Annotated in this window: 16 protein-coding genes; 11 read left to right on the plus strand and 5 right to left on the minus strand. The window is 41.7% G+C overall.

The genetic code is table 11. From position 1 onward, the window contains the following. Nucleotides 1-104: 104 nt before the first annotated feature. The gene (locus tag WC639_00165) at nucleotides 105-1,421 is read left to right on the plus strand and encodes a hypothetical protein (protein ID MFA6306214.1); all 1,317 of its coding nucleotides are present in this window, start codon (nucleotides 105-107) and stop codon (nucleotides 1,419-1,421) included. A 426-nt stretch (nucleotides 1,422-1,847) separates the two neighbouring features. Then, complete coding sequence (gene thrS / locus WC639_00170) at nucleotides 1,848-3,599, plus strand: threonine--tRNA ligase (GenBank protein MFA6306215.1); 1,752 nt, start codon at nucleotides 1,848-1,850, stop codon at nucleotides 3,597-3,599. Nucleotides 3,600-3,652: 53 nt separating this feature from the next. On the opposite strand, the gene gyrB is transcribed toward thrS, so the two are convergent. After that, nucleotides 3,653-5,686, minus strand: coding sequence for a DNA topoisomerase (ATP-hydrolyzing) subunit B (gene gyrB, locus WC639_00175; GenBank protein ID MFA6306216.1), 2,034 nt, complete (start codon nucleotides 5,684-5,686; stop codon nucleotides 3,653-3,655). A 228-nt stretch (nucleotides 5,687-5,914) separates the two neighbouring features. Between gyrB and WC639_00180 the strand changes: the two genes are divergently transcribed. The 5 genes from WC639_00180 (at nucleotide 5,915) to WC639_00200 (ending at nucleotide 10,075) form a co-directional block, all read left to right on the plus strand. Further along, nucleotides 5,915-6,874, plus strand: coding sequence for a hypothetical protein (locus tag WC639_00180; protein ID MFA6306217.1), 960 nt, complete (start codon nucleotides 5,915-5,917; stop codon nucleotides 6,872-6,874). 113 nt (nucleotides 6,875-6,987) lie between these two features. After that, nucleotides 6,988-8,094, plus strand: a complete 1,107-nt coding sequence (locus tag WC639_00185; GenBank protein MFA6306218.1) for an FtsW/RodA/SpoVE family cell cycle protein — start codon at nucleotides 6,988-6,990, stop codon at nucleotides 8,092-8,094. Nucleotides 8,095-8,173: 79 nt separating this feature from the next. Beyond that, nucleotides 8,174-8,842 carry a 50S ribosomal protein L25 gene (locus tag WC639_00190; protein MFA6306219.1) on the plus strand — a complete coding sequence of 223 codons (669 nt, stop codon included), beginning with the start codon at nucleotides 8,174-8,176 and terminating at the stop codon, nucleotides 8,840-8,842. 181 nt (nucleotides 8,843-9,023) lie between these two features. Further along, the gene (locus WC639_00195) at nucleotides 9,024-9,563 is read left to right on the plus strand and encodes a type II secretion system protein (protein MFA6306220.1); all 540 of its coding nucleotides are present in this window, start codon (nucleotides 9,024-9,026) and stop codon (nucleotides 9,561-9,563) included. A 5-nt stretch (nucleotides 9,564-9,568) separates the two neighbouring features. Beyond that, a complete protein-coding gene (locus WC639_00200) occupies nucleotides 9,569-10,075 on the plus strand; it encodes a hypothetical protein (protein ID MFA6306221.1) in 507 nt (168 codons plus the stop codon). Between the two features lie 143 nt (nucleotides 10,076-10,218). Here the strand turns inward: WC639_00200 and prmC are convergent, their stop codons facing one another. From prmC to WC639_00220, 4 genes are all read right to left on the minus strand, one after another. Further along, nucleotides 10,219-11,085, minus strand: coding sequence for a peptide chain release factor N(5)-glutamine methyltransferase (gene prmC / locus WC639_00205; GenBank protein ID MFA6306222.1), 867 nt, complete (start codon nucleotides 11,083-11,085; stop codon nucleotides 10,219-10,221). A gap of 44 nt (nucleotides 11,086-11,129) precedes the next feature. Next, nucleotides 11,130-12,164, minus strand: a complete 1,035-nt coding sequence (prfA, locus tag WC639_00210) for a peptide chain release factor 1 (GenBank protein ID MFA6306223.1) — start codon at nucleotides 12,162-12,164, stop codon at nucleotides 11,130-11,132. A 385-nt stretch (nucleotides 12,165-12,549) separates the two neighbouring features. Beyond that, nucleotides 12,550-12,834: a 50S ribosomal protein L31 gene (gene rpmE, locus WC639_00215; GenBank protein ID MFA6306224.1), complete on the minus strand. Its 285-nt coding sequence runs from the start codon at nucleotides 12,832-12,834 to the stop codon at nucleotides 12,550-12,552. A gap of 340 nt (nucleotides 12,835-13,174) precedes the next feature. Then, nucleotides 13,175-13,435 (minus strand): hypothetical protein, encoded by a 261-nt coding sequence (locus tag WC639_00220; GenBank protein ID MFA6306225.1) that lies wholly within the window; start codon nucleotides 13,433-13,435, stop codon nucleotides 13,175-13,177. A gap of 395 nt (nucleotides 13,436-13,830) precedes the next feature. Here WC639_00220 and rpsB point away from each other — a divergent pair, with 395 nt between their 5' ends. From rpsB to WC639_00240, 4 genes are all read left to right on the plus strand, one after another. Further along, nucleotides 13,831-14,535 (plus strand): 30S ribosomal protein S2, encoded by a 705-nt coding sequence (gene rpsB, locus WC639_00225; GenBank protein MFA6306226.1) that lies wholly within the window; start codon nucleotides 13,831-13,833, stop codon nucleotides 14,533-14,535. A 154-nt stretch (nucleotides 14,536-14,689) separates the two neighbouring features. After that, entirely contained in the window at nucleotides 14,690-15,487 is a 798-nt protein-coding gene (gene tsf / locus WC639_00230) for a translation elongation factor Ts (GenBank protein MFA6306227.1), read from the plus strand. Nucleotides 15,488-15,537: 50 nt separating this feature from the next. Then, nucleotides 15,538-16,371 carry a regulatory iron-sulfur-containing complex subunit RicT gene (gene ricT / locus WC639_00235; protein MFA6306228.1) on the plus strand — a complete coding sequence of 278 codons (834 nt, stop codon included), beginning with the start codon at nucleotides 15,538-15,540 and terminating at the stop codon, nucleotides 16,369-16,371. A gap of 44 nt (nucleotides 16,372-16,415) precedes the next feature. Next, nucleotides 16,416-16,715, plus strand: a complete 300-nt coding sequence (locus WC639_00240) for a hypothetical protein (GenBank protein MFA6306229.1) — start codon at nucleotides 16,416-16,418, stop codon at nucleotides 16,713-16,715. The last annotated feature ends 152 nt before the right edge of the window (nucleotides 16,716-16,867 follow it).

Here is a 16,867-nt window from a genome sequence, read left to right on the forward strand (position 1 = left end):
ATCTCGTAACTCATAACTCGCAACTCATAACTCATAGCTTGTAAATCACAAAATTTTTATTTTGCGTTGCGAGTTGTGGGCTATGAGTTGCGAGAAATAAATATATGAATGAAGAAAAAACAATCGCCTCGGCTAAGGCCGGAGCCGTTAAGAAGGCAAAAATTAAAACCGCCAGAAAAGCCAGAGCGAAAAAACCGCCTTTCGGCTTAAACGATGATTTAAATATCGCGCCGGCAAGACCGGAAGCCGGATTTAAAATAGAAAAAAAACCGTTAGCCTCAAAGTCGGGCGAGCCGAAAAATAGCTATCGCAAAATCGCTTTCAGTTTTATTGTTTTAACTTTGCTATTGGTCGCGGCCGTTTTGTATTTCGGCTTGGCCAAGCTAACTATTGTAATTATTCCGGCTCAAGAAAAAATTACCGACAGTTCAACCATAGAAGTATTGGACAATGAAGCCGGCGCGGCTTTGGCCGCTCTCGGCCAGGATCAGATATATGGCGTAGTCAAACAGGTGCCGGTGGAATTATCCAGAGAGTTTAGCGCCAGCGGCAAAGAAATTCTAGGCGAAGAGGTAGCCGGCAAAGTTACGATTATTAATGATTATATAAAAAATCAGCCGCTGGTAGCGACTACCAGGCTGTTAAGCTCGGACAATAAGCTTTTCAGATTGAAGAACACGGTTAATGTTCCGGCCGGAGGCCGGGTGGAGGCGGAAATTTATGCCGATACGGCTAAGCCGGAAATGGCGGTCGGGCCGGGCAAATTCACCATACCGGGATTATGGGCCGGCCTTCAGGATAAAATATACGCCCAGAGCCAAGCGCCGATGGCCTACAGCCAAAAGGTTAAATATATCATAGGGCAAAGCGATATTGATAACGCGGTCAGCCAGTTAAAAAATGATCTTTTAGCTAACGCCAAAAGCCAGGTTGAAGAGGCCTACCGCGATTATGACCAGTCGATTTTCGCGGTTGACAATAATTCAGTGACGCAGGAAGTGAACGGCAAGGTTGGCGAAGCCAAAGAAAAATTTACGATTAAAATGAAAACCATGGTGACGGTAGTGGCTTTTAACGATGATGAAATTTACAATCAGATTAAGGCTAAATTGGCCGCGGCCTTGGCCGATGATAAGGAAGTTTCCAAATTTGACAAGCAAGATATGTCTTATGCTTTGGCCAGTTTTGACATAAGCCGGGGATCGGCCATGGTTAACATTGATTCCATGGCGCAGGCGGCTTTAAAAGACAGCGCTAAAATAATAAAGAAAAATAACTTAACCGGGCTGGATTACGAGCAGTTGAAAACCTATTTAAACGGACTGCCGGAAGTGGCCGGCTATCAAATAGATTTTTTTCCTTCGTTCGTGAAAAAGGCGCCTAATTTAGTTGACCGGATTGAGATAGAAATAAAGAAGTAAATTTTTTTGTCATCCCGAGATTGACCGGCAATCCTGCATATATGCTATGGCTGGAAAAAATTGTTTTTCCGGCTTAGACGAAATTTGGGCTCCTTATAGTCGCTACAATTTCGTATGCGCGGCAAAAACAATTTTTTCCAACCATGAATAATTGACAATATTTATTTTTTAAAATATACTAATATTATCTAAAGGCGATTGCTATGGTTACCAGCCATAGTCCTTAAGTGGAATCCGCTTAGCGGATCTAAGCCGTTTTTAAAGAGCTTTCGTTTAAACGAAAGAAGTCGGGTGGAACCACGGGCTAATTTCAAAGCTCGCCCCGAACATTTATTTTTTAGATGTTCGAGGCGAGCTTTTTAAATTAAAAAATAATTAATTTTATCTCCCAACAGAAATGTAATTATAAATAATTAAACAAAAAATATGCCAGAAGAAAAAAATGACAAACTAGAAATTATGCGGCATTCACTGTCGCATATTATGGCGGCCGCGGTTGCTAAATTATACCCTAAAGCGAAATTCGCCATCGGCCCGGCCGTAGATAACGGCTTTTATTATGATGTGGATTTCGGCAAAATTAAAATCAGCGACGGCGATTTAACGAAGATTGAAGCGGAAATGAAAAATATCATTAAGGCTGGTTTGCCTTTTGAAAAATCTTCTTTGCCAGTTACCAAGGCTTTAGCGCGCGAAAAAAAGAGCGGGCAGGTTTATAAGGAAGAGATGATAAAAGATTTGAAAAAAGCCGGCGAGAAAACCGTCAGTTATTATAAATTGGGCGAATTTGAAGATTTATGCCGCGGCCCGCATTTAAAATCAGCCGGACAGGTTCAAAACGGCAGCTGGAAACTTGAGAAATTAGCCGGCGCTTATTGGCGCGGCGACGAGAAAAATAAAATGCTGACTCGCGTTTACGGCTTGGCTTTCGCGAGCAGGTCGGAGCTGGAAAATTATATTAAAATGCAAGCGGAAGCGGAAAAGCGCGACCACAGAAAAATCGGTAAAGAGCAAAATTTATTTATGATGCATGACGTTGCTCCGGGCATGCCGTTTTTCCTGCCTAACGGCATGATTATATTAAATGAATTAATTAAATTTGTGCGAGAATATTCTTACGGCGATGGTTATCGGGAAGTCAGGACGCCGCAATTATTAAATTCAGAACTTTGGAAAATTTCCGGCCATTGGGAACATTATCAAGCTGATATGTTTTGCCTGCATCATGCCGAGGATAATACTGACATTGGGATAAAGCCGATGAATTGCCCGGCGCATATGCTTATTTTTAAGCGCGATATCCAATCTTATCGTGATTTACCCTTAAGAATAGCCGAAACGACCACCCTCTATCGAAATGAAAAATCAGGCACGCTTCATGGCCTAACTAGGGTTAGAAGTTTATCGCAGGACGATACCCATATTTTTTTAAGGCCGGATCAAATACTCGATGAAATATTAATATTATTAGGCAAAGTTAAAACCATATATAAAATATTTAATTTGCAAATTGATGAAATACATCTATCAACTAGGCCGGAAAATTATTTAGGAGAAAAGTCGGTTTGGGATAAAGCGGAAGATAATTTAAAAGAAGCTTTAGAAAAAGCCGGTCTAAAATATCAAATTAACGAAGGCGATGGCGCTTTTTATGGACCGAAAATTGATGTAAAAGTAAAAGATACAATTGGGCGGGAATGGCAATTAGCAACCATTCAGCTTGATTTTCAATTGCCGGGTCGTTTTGGTTTAAATTATATTGATTCTGACGGATCAAGTAAAACGCCGGTGGTAATCCATCGCGCCATTTTAGGCTCAATGGAAAGATTTATGGGTATTTTAATTGAGCATTACGCCGGCGCTTTTCCGGTTTGGCTGTCGCCGGTACAGGTTAAAATCGTTTCGGTCGGTTCGACTCACGTAGAATTTTGTAAAAAGTTGGCCGATGAGTTTAAGCAAAATAATATCAGAGTAGAAGTTGATGAAACCGACGAAACCGTTGGCAATAAAATCAGAAAAGCCGCTCAAGAAAAAGTTCCGTATATGCTGGTAATCGGCGATCGGGAAATAGCCTCCGGTAAACTGGCGGTCAGGGACAGGGGAGAGAAGATAACCAGAGAAATCGGGAAAGAGGAGTTTATAAAAGAGGTGAAAGAGAAAATAAAAGAGAGAAAATAAATATACAAAAAACGCCTCGTAAAATGCGAGGCGTTTTTTGTATTTGTAAATTTTTAGATATCCAAATTTTCCACTTTTTTGGCATGAGTCTGGATAAAGTGCTTGCGCGGCGCCACGTCAACGCCCATGAGCATTTCAAAAGTTTCGTTGGCCAAAGCCGCGTCATCAACGTTAACCTGCTTCATAATGCGGGTTTCCGGGTTCATGGTAGTTTCCCAAAGCTGCTGCGGGTTCATTTCGCCCAAGCCTTTATAGCGCTGGATATTGATGCGCACCGAAGCTTTGGCTTTATTTATTTTAACTTCTTCTTCAGTCTGATTTTCTTCGGCCAGCTCTTCTTCACTAGCTTCGGTTTCTATTGCTTCTTCCTTGCCACCCCCGAATTCTTTAACGATTTTTTCTTTTTCTTCATCCGAGTAAGCGTATTTTACGGCCGCGCCTTTTTTAACCTGGTAAAGCGGCGGCTGGGCGATATATAAATTGCCGTTAGTTACCAGCGCGTTAAAATGCCGGTAAAATAAAGTTAACAACAGCGTCCTGATATGCGCGCCGTCAACGTCGGCGTCAGTCATGATAACGATGCGGTGGTAGCGCAATTTTCCCAAATCAAATTGGTCGTCAATATTCGCGCCTAAAGCGATAACCAGATTTTTTATTTCATTGTTGGCCAGCATCTTATCCAAGCGCGCCCGCTCCACGTTTAAAATTTTTCCTCTAAGCGGGAGGATGGCTTGGAATTTTCGGTCGCGGCCCTGCTTAGCCGAACCGCCGGCCGAGTCGCCCTCTACTATGTAAAGTTCGCTTTCTTCCGGCTTGCGGCTTGAACAGTCCGCCAGCTTGCCCGGCAGGGTCATGCCCTCTAAAGCGCCTTTTCTTAAAATTGAAGCGCGGGCCGTGCGAGCCGCGATGCGCGCTTGGGCCGATAAAAAGCATTTAGCTATTATAGCTTCGGCTTGGCGGGGATTTTCCTGCAAAAAGGCGGCGAAGCTGTCGCCGAAAATTTGCTCAACGTAAGTTTTAATTTCCGCGTTGCCTAATTTGCCTTTGGTTTGGCCTTCAAACTGGGGATCGGTCAGTTTTACGCTGATAATGGCGGTCAAGCCTTCGCGCACGTCTTCGCCGGTCAGATTTTCATCTTTTTCTTTAATCAAATTTTGGCCTCGGGCGTAGCTGTTCAGAGTTCTGGTTAAGGCGGTTCTAAAACCGGCCACATGCGTGCCGCCTTCGGGGTTGATGATGTTATTGGCGAAAGCCAAAGCGGTTTCATTAAAGCCGTCGTTATATTGTAAAGCCACTTCAACCCGAGAATCATTTATTTCTTTATCAACATAAAAAATGGTTTCGTTTTTTACCTGATTGTTGCGGTTTAAAGATTTTACGTAAGCTTTAATGCCGCCTTCAAAATAGAATTTATAATTTTTAGCGCGGTGGCCTTTCCTTTCGTCGGTTATTTTAATGGTTATGCCTTTGGTTAAATAGGTTTGCTGGCGCAGGCGGTCCAAGATCGTGCCCCAGCTGAATTCAACAGTTTCAAAAATTTGCGCGTCCGGCTTAAAGGTAATCATGGTGCCGGTTTTTTTGGAATTGCCGATCGGCTTGACTTTTTTTAAAGGTTTGCCCCGCTCGTATTCCTGCATCCAGATTTTGCCTTCGCGGTGCACCTCGGCTTTTAGATATTCGCTTAAAGCGTTAACTACGCTGACGCCGACGCCGTGCAGTCCGCCGGAAACTTTATAGCCGCCGCCGCCGAATTTACCGCCGGCATGGAGTTTGGTTAAAACCGTCTCTAGCGCCGAGACCTTAGTTACTTTATGCATACCTACCGGAATGCCGCGGCCGTTGTCCCAGACTTCAACCATGCCGTTGGCCAGTAAGGTGACGGCGATTTCCGTGGCGTAGCCGGCCATGGCTTCGTCAATGCCGTTGTCAACCACTTCCCAGACTAAATGATGCAAGCCGGTAGCCGAGGTTGAACCGATATACATGCCCGGCCTTTTACGAACCGGATCAAGCCCTTCAAGCACGGTAATTGATTCGGCGTCATAAGCCGGCTCGGTGATTTTTTTACTTGGTTTTTTATCTGTCATAAATATTGAATTTTTTATTTATTATTAGCCATTTTAACATGAAAACAAAGCCAATGCTTTAGGCTTTTTATTATACCTTAATTTTAGCAAAAAAATGTCGGCATGGCAAGAGAATGAATTGATATCAGAGGCCTCTTTTAACAACAAAGATGTCCGAGGTCCCATAGGACGTCGGACATCTAAAACTAGTTTGCCACAAGAGTTAAATTTATGTTAAAATATGCATATATGGATAACAATCAAAATTTAAATCAAGATGAAATTAAAACTAAAGACGTTGAGGCCAGAATGAAAAATTATGTCTCGACCGAAGGCATCACTACCAAGCAGCTGGAAATCGGCTTATGGTATGTTGAGCATAAAAAGCAGCTTAGAATGGCTTTAATCGGTTTTTTAATTTTAGTTTCCGCGGTTTCTTGGGTTTATACTATTTATGGTTTTGCCAATTATATCGCCCGCGGCATGAGCGAAGACGATATTTTGCTTAAGCAGATGGTGCAGGTTAACAGCGTCGGCCATGATTATATTAAGCAAGTCGGGGCCAAGGATTTAATTCTCGGGCCGGTGGAAATTATCAGGTCGTCTGACAAAAAATACGATCTTTATACCAGGCTAAAAAACGATAATCCGAAATGGTGGGTGGAGTTTGATTATTATTTTACCGCCGCCGGCCGGCAGACGGAAAAAAATAAAGGCTATATTTTGCCGGATGAGGTTAAATATCTGGCGGCTTTAGCCGAAGATTTTCCTTATTATCCGGAAGGCGCCCAATTAGTTGTGGAAAATATCAGCTGGCAGAGAATTAATCAGCACGAGATTGCCGATTGGGACGCTTACCGAACCAGCCATTTAAATATTACCAGTACGGATCTTAAATTTATTCCGGCTTATGCCAGCCCGTTATCGGAAAAGTTAGGCTTAAATCAGCTAAGCTTTAAAGCCATTAACCAGACGGCTTATAATTATTGGAGCGTTGGCTTTGTTATTTTGCTTTACGCCGGCGACCGAATAACCGGCATTAATCATTATATTATAAATGATTTTATGTCAGAGCAGGAACGATACGTGGAAATCAGCTGGCCCGGAGATTTAGGCCGGGCGGACAGGGCGGAAATTATCCCGGAAATAAATATAATGGCCGACAATATATATATAAAGTACGAGGGAGGAACGGGACAGGAAAAGTAAGAAAAATGACAAATGACTAATTTCCAATGACAAATATAAATCAAAAGCATATTTGAAATTTGTCATTTGACATTGATTTGACATTTGTCATTAGTCATTGGTAATTTAAATCAATGTTCAACAAACTCTTAATATATTTTAAAAATTTTGACTGGATAATGTTTACCTCGGTCCTGCTTTTAATCTGCTTCGGTTTGGCGGAAATTTACAGCGTCGCCCTAAGCCGGTCGCAGTTGGATTTGCTTAATTTTGAGAAACAAATTGTTTTTATTATTTTAGGCATGATACTGCTTTTTTTATTGGCCGGTTTTGATTATCACAGCCTAAGAAGCTATAGCAAGTATTTTTATGTTTTAGGCCTTGTTTTATTGATTGGAGTATTATTTTTCGGGCAAACTATCCGCGGCACAAAAGGCTGGTATAGTTTAGCCGGTTTTAATCTCCAGCCGGTTGAATTCATAAAATTTGTTTTAATTTTATTTTTGGCTAAATATTTTTCTTCCGTCCCGCCTAAGATCAAAGAATTTAAACGCCTGTTACTTTCCTTCAGCGGCGCTTTATTATTTATAATTTTAGTTTTAGCCCAGCCTGATTTCGGCTCGGCGTTTATTCTATTTTCGCTTTGGCTCGCCATGATTGTTTTAGTCGGTTTTAATAAAAAATATCTTTTGGTTATAGGTTTGATTCTCGCCGTGGTTTTTTCCGGCGCTTGGTATTTCGTTTTGCAAGATTATCAAAAAGAGAGAATAATTACTTTTTTAAATCCTTCATTCAATCCCTTAAGCCAGGGTTATAATGTCTCGCAGGCGATCATCGCAGTTGGCGCCGGCGGCTTAATCGGCCGCGGGCTTGGCTTCGGCTCGCAATCGCAATTGAAATTTCTGCCTGAAGCCCAGACTGACTTTATTTTCGCCGTCGTGGCCGAAGAGCTTGGCTTTTCCGGGGTCTTGCTAATTTTGTTATTTTTTGGTATATTTTTTTATCGCTGTCTGTATCACTTGAAAAGAATCAACAATGATTTCGGCATATTTTTTATTTTAGGCTCCATGAGCTTGATTTTTATTGAAATGTTTATTAATATTGGTATGAACCTCGGCATCTTGCCGGTAGTGGGGATTTCTTTGCCTTTTTTAAGTTATGGCGGCAGCGGCCTGATATCCAGCTTAATGCTGGTCGGAGTGATAGAAAGCATTGTTATCAGATCAAAAATAAACTACTAATAATATACGCGAATGTGAGCGAATATTGCGAATGGATAATTCGTTTGGTTAGCTTGAATTCGTTAAAATTTGCAAATTTATGACAACAAAAGTACAGCTAAACGCTCAAGCGAGAGGCGAGAGCAACGGCAAGGCTAAAAAAATCAGAACGGCCGGTTTTATTCCGGCGGTTATTTACGGCTTTGGCAAGGCCAACAAGAGTATCAAAGTTAAAAAGCATGATTTTGAAAAAGTTTTCGCCGTAGCCGGTGAGTTTAATTTGGTTGATTTATCAATCGACGAGGCCGTGCCGGAGAAAGTTATTATTAAGGATGTTCAGCGCGATAGTTTAACCGACGGCGTCATCCATATTGATTTTTACCAGGTTGATATGACCAAAAAAATTACCACCGAGATTCCTTTGAATTTCATCGGTGAAGCTAAAGCGGTTAAAGAATTGGGCGGAACTTTGGTAAAAAATATGGACGCGGTGGAAGTTGAATGTTTGCCCGGAGACTTAGTCAGCGGTATTGACGTTGATATTTCCCAATTGGAAGTTTTCGATCAATTCATCAGACTGCATGATTTAGTTTTGCCTAAGGGCGTAACTTTAGCCCAGGAAACCAACGAAGCCGTGGTCGGCGTGGTAGAGACTAAGATTGAAGTGGAAGCCCCCAAGGTTGAAGCCGCGCCGGTTGAAGGCGAGGCAGCCGCTCCGGCCGAAGAGGGCGCCGGCGCCGAAACCAAAGCCGCGCCGGAAAAAAAGTAAATTTTGCCAACATATTTTTAAAGATAAAAAACAGCCTAAGCCAAGGTTGTTTTTTTATTCGGCGATAATACACGAATTTGCGGTCTAAGTTAAAATCTGGTATAATTAATATTAAGAATAATTATTTTTAAAATATATTTTCTTCTCGTTTGATATAATGTATCGGCGAGAAAATAAAAGTATGCTTAAACAAATATTTAAGAGCGCTAATCGGCTAAATAAAAATAAATCCACCGGGTTTACCCTATTAAATTCGACAAGGTCGGAGCGAAGCAATTTAACCGGGTTTACTTTAATTGAACTTCTGGTGGTAATTTCAATTATCGGTTTTATAACAGTATCTTCGGTGGTGGTTTTCAATATCGTGAGGAAAAATTCCCGCGACGCCGTCAGGGTGGGCAATATTACCACTATCAAGCGCGCTTTAGCCATGTATTTAAACGATAGCGGCGGTTATCCGGCTTCGGTCGGCGAGTGCTTAAGCGCCGGCGCCGGCGTTGGCGCCATATTAAAAACTTCTAAAGTTTTATTGACCGTGCCGTTAGACCCTTTGCCCCAACTGCAGAGCGCCGCGCCTAACCCTAGCGTCGCCGGCGATACGGACGGTTTCTGTTATTGGTATGTCAGCAGCAGCCAAAAATTATTTGACTTAAGCTATTTTCTGGAATCTACTTCCAACTCGGGCGCGGCCGGATCCCATACCATAAATCAATTTCAATAAACAATATGCCGGAAATCAGCGGCGTCACGCGCTATAGGATGCAAAAATTGGTGGCGGTTGTTTTTATTGGCTGTTTGCTGGCGATATTTTTATCCGGTTTTGACGTGATCAAATCAAAGGTTAGAGATATAAAAAGGCGGGCTGATATTAAAATTTTAATAAAAGCCTTGGATTTGTATCATGATAAATACGGCCAATATCCTGATTCGGCCGATGATTGGCAAGGCTGGGATATAAGCATTAGCTATAATAAAGGCGAAGAAGATTTTTTAAGCATTTTGCGGAAAGAAGGCTTAATTGACAGGCCGGTAAGAGATCCGATAAATAATGACCTCTATTATTATCGCTATCAAAATTTTTCAGCCGGGGAATTCGGCTGCCAGAATTCTTTTTATATTCTGCAAGCGAGCAATTTTGAGCTGCCGACAAACAATAATGGCGCCGGGCAATGTCTGGAATTTAATTGGGCGCAGTTAATGCCGAACGGCTATACGGCGCAAAATTTTAATTAAGATATTTTCGTCTGGCTTGGTAAAATTATTTTTCCTGCTTAGATAAAATTTGGGCGTTTTTTACAAAAAATTATTTTAAATAATTTTTGTAAAAAATCGCTACAATTTTATATGCGCGATAAAAATAATTTTACCAAGCCAGACTAGGCAACTTCAATAATTACCAATCTATTAAGGCCAGCTAGGTCTTTTTTTATTTGGCAGTTTGCCCGAGGCAGTTTGCGCTTAATGAGTTGTTTCATTTTGACAGTTTGGCGCGGGTCGAATTCGCAAAGCGCGTAACCGGCAATCTGCAACGCTTTTATTTGTTTAAATAGTTCTTCGTATAGTTCGAGTCCATTTTTACCAGTATAGAGCGCGATTTCAGGTTCAAATTTTAGGCCGATAGTATCCGCGGAACTGTTATTTTTCCAGGCTTTCCAGCCGTAGGGCAGGTTGGCGAGAATAATAAACTTTTGATTACGGATTTTCGTAATCGGTTCAAGCAGGTTGCCATGCAGAAATTTTATATTTTTTGCCCCATGCGCGTAAGCATTTTTTTTGGCTATGGTCAGGGCTTTAGCCGAGATATCAATGCCGATAAAATTGTTGGCTTTTGATTTTGATATTTTAGCTAAAGTAATAATTACACAACCTGAGCCCGTGCCAACGTCAATTAAAGTAGCGTGCTGCTGGTTGTGTTTCAAGATATTTAAAGCTTCGTCAACCATCAGCTCGGTTTCCGGCCTGGGGATCAAGACGTTTTTATTGACAATAAAATCAAGCCCGTAAAATTCTTTATGTCCAGTTAAATAGGCGACCGGCTCGCCCTTAAGGCGCCTGGCTAGTAATTTTAGATAATTATTTATTTGCTTTTTTGACAATTTTTTCTCTCCATGCGCCAGTAAGAATTCCCGCGGTTTTTTTAAAATGGCGGATAATAAAATTTCCGCCTCAAGGTGCGGAAGATCGGTTATGTCGCTGGCGGTTAGCTTGGCGATGGCGAATTTAAGAGTTTGGGAGATGGTCATTTTTTAGAAGACATCCGACGTCCTGGAGACGTCGGATGTCTAAATTATTTTGTCGCCTTTTTTAACGCTTCTATGATGTCGGCGATATCTCCGTCCATAATCCTCGCCAGCCCGTGCCAATTTTGCTTGATGCGGTGGTCGGTAAATCTGTCTTGGGGAAAATTATAAGTTCTGATTTTTTCGCTCCGATCGCCCGAGCCGATTTGCTGTTTTCTTTGGGCGGATTCGCGGGCTTGTTTTTCTTCTTCCATTTTAGCATAGAGGCGGGAGCGCAGAATCTGCATGGCTTTTTCTTTGTTCTGGTGCTGGGATTTTTCATCTTGGCAGGTCGCTACCAGGCCGGTTGGCAGATGGGTTATTCTAATGGCCGAATAGGTCGTATTAACGCTTTGCCCGCCGGGTCCGGAAGAGCAGTAAGTATCAATTTTTATGTCTTGGGGCTTTATTTCCACGTCCATTTCCTCGGCTTCGGGCATAACCGCGACCGTGACGGCGCTGGTATGCACTCGTCCGGCTTTTTCGGTTTCCGGCACTCTTTGCACGCGGTGGGTACCGGCTTCGTATTTTAAGTCTCCGTAGACATTTTTACCCTCAACGGAAAATATGACTTCTTTATAGCCGCCGATGCCGATGCGGCTGGCGTATAAAATTTTTAACTTCCAATTTTGTTTTTCCGCGTAATGGGCGTAAAGCCTAAAAAGTTCGGCTGCGAATAAAGCCGATTCATCGCCGCCGGTGCCGGCCCGGATTTCCATAATAATATTTTTTTTATCGTTCGGGTCGGCCGGGTTGAGCTCGGTTTTAATTTCGTTGGTTAATTTTTCAATTTGTTGTTTTAGCTCGGCGATTTCATCTTTAGTGATTTTTAATAATTCCTGGTCGGATTCGCTTTTAATCATCTCTTCGCTTTGACTTAGCTCGGTTTGCTTTTTATTCAATTCTAAAATCAACCCGACCGCGTATTTTAAGTCGTTATGCTGTTTGGAAATTTCCCTTAATTTTTTAGGGTCGCTTAAGACGCTTTGATCCGCAAGCTTGATTTCCAAATCGTTAAATTTTTTGATTATATCTTCGTGCATAGTTTATCTATTAGGCAAATACTCATTTGAATATTTTATTATACTCGCTTTAAATTTTTCCATTCGTGACGCTCCGCTAGGGGTTACTTTCTTACCGCGCCCGCAACGCTTCGCTTGCGAGGCGGGCGGGTAATTAAGAAAGTAACCAAACCTGCCTGCCGGCAGGCAGGGAACTTTTGGGGTGCCTCAATTGGCTATCACGCCAATTAATCTTCCTACTGTAAGCCTTGGCGCCAATTCGTCACCCCAAACCCCGGGGTGATTTTAACTTGATTTTAAATAATAGTAATAACAAAAACGGTTATTCCCTTAATTATGCCATAATTATATTATAGCACAACCTGCCTGCCGTCAGGCAGGCAAAAAGAATAACCGTTTAGAGTAGCTATTTTTTCTCGGTTTTTCGGGCCGCTTTAGCTTTGGTTTTAGTGGCGCGTTTGGCTCGTTTGCTTTTAGGCGCGGTTTTAGCTTTGGCCGCGACTTTGGCATGGAATTTTTCCACTCGGCGGGCCGAGTCTAAGAGCTTCTGCTTGCCGGTATAGAACGGATGGCAGGCCGAACAAATTTCAGTTTTTATCTCCGGCAAAGTTGAACCGGTAACAAAACTATTTCCGCAAGCGCAAGTCATTTTGGCTTTGGGGTAATATTTCGGGTGAATGTCTTTTTTCATAAGATTTATAGAATTAAAAACAATCTTTCAGAAGATCGTATTTGCTAAACTATATATTAACATAGAGGTTTATTTTTGGCAAGATCAGCCCGTCAGCTGTCAAAAAAATTTCAAAAGGGCTCTTTCAATAAGGTAAGTTTATTTTTTAAAACTCAAGGAGACGTCGCATTCTCACTTCGCTAACGCTCCTTCGGGTCATTTAACAAGTTGTATCTGGTTTTATAAATAATAAATTTTAGTTATTCTTCTTTATTAAATGATTTTTTTTAAAAAATAAAAAGAGCCCTGTACGATTGATGTTTGACGTACGAAGGCTCGTTTGAAAAAACGTTTCATACTACTAACCGGCAAACTCCCTAATCATTTGATCGTTGAGACTGAACTTGTCCCAATCTTCACGAGGAATAACCTCAATTATCTGTTTGGGGCATATCGCCTCGTAGCCATGCATTGATTTTCCTTGGATTTTGCCATCACACACTGGAAAAGGAAATGACCATCTGCCATGCAGGTAGGCGAAAAAAAGTTTATTCTCGCCGCCATCATTGAGAAGAAAAAAACCGCTCTCAAGTTTACCGAATTCCATTTTGATAAGTGCCATTTTAATTCCTCCTTCTTTTATATAGACGTTTTTTTAAAAAAGTTCTAAATCAATAAGAATAATTAAAATTTATTATTTATTCCACCAAAATTTAATCCCTTAATTAAGCTATGATAGCAAAGATAATAGTTTTTGTCCAGTCTAGGCCTATATGATGTTCTGCCTACCGGTAGGCAGGGTTGACAAAATATTAATAATATTATAATCTACTGACATAGCTTTAATCGGCTTCCGCCTTATTCGGCGGATAAAATTTTAATTTATTAAATCTCTCATACTTCCGTAAAAATTTTCCTTGTTTCGCTTTTAGCGAAATAATTGGGAGTAGAGGCAAACCGCTTCGGCGGTACCCGCCTTCGCTAAAGCTACGGGCGGGTAAAAAAGGAAAAACATCTATGAAACTACCTTCAATCGAAGAGATGCTTAAGGCCGGAATGCACTTCGGGCATCGCACCTCAAAATGGCACCCTAAAATGGAGCCTTTTATTTTTGGCTCAAGAAAAGGCGTGCACATCGTTGATTTAAGAAAGACGCAAAAAATGCTGGGCCTAGCTTTAGAGTATCTAAAAAAGCAGGCGGCCGAAGGCAAATCCATCCTTCTAGTCGGCACTAAAATGCAGGTTAAAAGCATTTTGAAAAAAACCGCCGAAGAAGCCGGCGTGCCTTATGTTTCCGCAAAATGGCTGGGCGGATTTTTAACCAATTTTCCCATTATCAGAAATTTAATCAGAAAGTTTAAGGATTTATCGGAGAAAAGAGCCGGCGGAAAATTGGATAAATATACTAAAAAAGAACGGCTGGATTTTGACCGCCAGATCGCCAAGCTAGAAACTAACGTCGGCGGTTTAGTCAGCCTGACTAAGACTCCGGATGTAATTTTTATCTGGGATATTAAGAAAGAAAAAACCGCTTTTACCGAAGCTGTAAAAAAGAAAATTCCAGTAGTGGCGGTTTGCGACACCAACGTTAATCCCGACGGCGTTAAATATATCATTCCGGCTAACGACGACGCCTCTAAAGGCATAAAGCTGGTGATGAATTTAGTTAAGGAAGCGATTTTAGAAGGCAAGGCGGAAGCTCAAAATAAAGAAAATAAATAATAAAATTATCTGTCATTGTGAGCGATGCAATTTAATTTGTCATTGCGGGCTTGACCCGCAATCCAGAAACTTGTTTATCGCACTGAATCCTGGATTCCGGCTCGGGGGCCGGAATGACAGTAAAAAACTCCTCGCAATGACAATATATGTACATATGGAAAATATAAAAATTTTACGCGATAAAACCGGCGCCGGCATGGTTGATTGTAAAATCGCCCTGGATGAATCCGGCGGCGATATTAATAAGGCCGTGGAAATTTTAAGAAAGAAAGGCATCGCCAAGGCGGCGAAAAGAAGCGATCGCCAAGCCGGCGAAGGCGTGGTTAAAGTTGCTTTAAGCGGCGACGCTAAGACCGGCTACATTTTAGAAATAAACGCTGAAACCGATTTTGTGGTTAAAAGCGAAAAGTTTCAGGAGTTTGCCGAAAAAATTATGCAGTTGATTAGGGAAAAACAGCCTAAAGATTTAGCCGAGTTAATGGCTTTAGATATTGACGGCGCTACGGTTAAAGAAAATTTAGACAGCTTAAGCGGAATTATCGGCGAAAAATTAGACATAAAAAGATATGAGCTGCTTAATGCCATCGGCACGGTAGCGGCTTATTCGCATTTGGGCGGGAAAATCGGCGTCTTAGCAGCTTTAAATAAAGAAGGCCAAAGCGATATCGCCTACGACCTAGCCATGCAAATCGCGGCCGCTAATCCGAAATATATTTATCCGGAAGATGTCCCGGCCGATGAAGTTGAAAAAGAAAAAGAAATTTATAAGGCCCAGCTTTTAAAAGAGGGCAAGCCGGAAAATATGATTGATAAAATCATGCCGGGAAAATTGGCCAAATTCTACGAAGAAGTCTGCCTGGTCAAGCAGGAGTATATTAAAGACGATAAAAAGAAAATTGAAGATATCCTCGGGGGCGTCAAGGTGGAGAAATTTATTAGGTATAGTTTATAAGCACACATAGATAGCTTCGCGGGCAATTATCCGCTCGCTGTAATTTATATATGAAAGCAATCCAAGTACAATTTTCACCTTGGGATAAAAGATATAATTTTGATCCGGCCGATTTTACCGTAAATATCGGCGATCAAGTTATTGTTAAGACTGAATTAGGCGTTGAGATCGGCAAAGTAGTCGGCTGCCAAGATTTGCCGGATACAAAAATCAAGGCTAAGGCCGAAGATGGCGCGCCGGCTATGGAAATAAAAGAAATTATCAGAATCGCCGGACCGGCTGATTTTAAAAAATTGCCGGACGAAAAGCAGAAAAAGAAAGATTTCGCTTTCTGCAAAAAAATTATTGAAAAATACCAGCTGCCCATGAAGTTGGTTGACGTGCACTACTCTTTTGACGACGCCAGAATCACTTTTCCTTTTATCGCCGATTCCAGGATTGATTTTCGGGAGCTGGTTAAAGATTTAACCAAGCATTTTAGCCGCAGTATAAGATTGCAGCAAATCGGCATCCGCGATGAAGCCAGATTTTGCGGCGACTTCGGCCATTGCGGCCGCTCGCTATGCTGCGCCCGCTTTTTAGGCGACCTTAATTCCATAACTTCGGAAATGGCCGAGCTCCAGCAATGCGTGCACCGCGGCTCGGAACGGATTTCCGGCATCTGCGGCCGCTTGATGTGCTGTTTGGCCTATGAAGAAGACGGCTATAAAAAGCTGGCGGAAAAATTGCCGCCGATTGACAGCGAAGTAAAAGTTGAAGGCCGAAAGGGGCGAGTTTTAGCGCGCTATATTTTAAAGCAGACGGTGAAAGTGCTCTTAAGCGAAGGCAATGGCGAAGCCGGCGGAGTGGTTGAAGTTGAAGCCGGGAAAATAAAGAAGCTATAATAATAGTATTGTCCGTTTAATATTATTATGCTATAGTGTGAAATATGGAAAAAGAAACATCAAAAAATGAAATTTTAGAAGCTATTAATGAATTTTCAACTAGAGTTGACGAGAGGTTTGACAGATTGGAAGGAAGGGTCGGCAAAATTGAAGCTACTATGGTGACTAAGGATTATCTTGACGATAAGCTCGGGGATTTGCGCGGCGATTTAGTGGTATTGATGCGCAAAGAAGACACCAAGATGATAAAATTAGTGGAAATTTTAAAAAGGCGCGCCGTTATTACCGAGGCTGAAGAAAAAGAAATATTGTCCATGGAACCGTTTGCCAAGCTTTATGCTTAATTTTTAGTTAATCAGAAATTATAACCCGGCTTGCAAAAGCGGGGTTTTTGTTTTTTTGTCCCCCTTGATAAAGGGGGCTGGGGGTTATTATGTTGTTTTTTTAGTATAAGCAAAAATTATTTAAACGGTTGACAAAAATTTAATATCGTGGT

The organism is Patescibacteria group bacterium (assembly GCA_041662965.1).
In the GTDB taxonomy this organism is placed as follows: domain Bacteria; phylum Patescibacteriota; class Patescibacteriia; order Patescibacteriales; family GWC2-42-12; genus JACPHD01.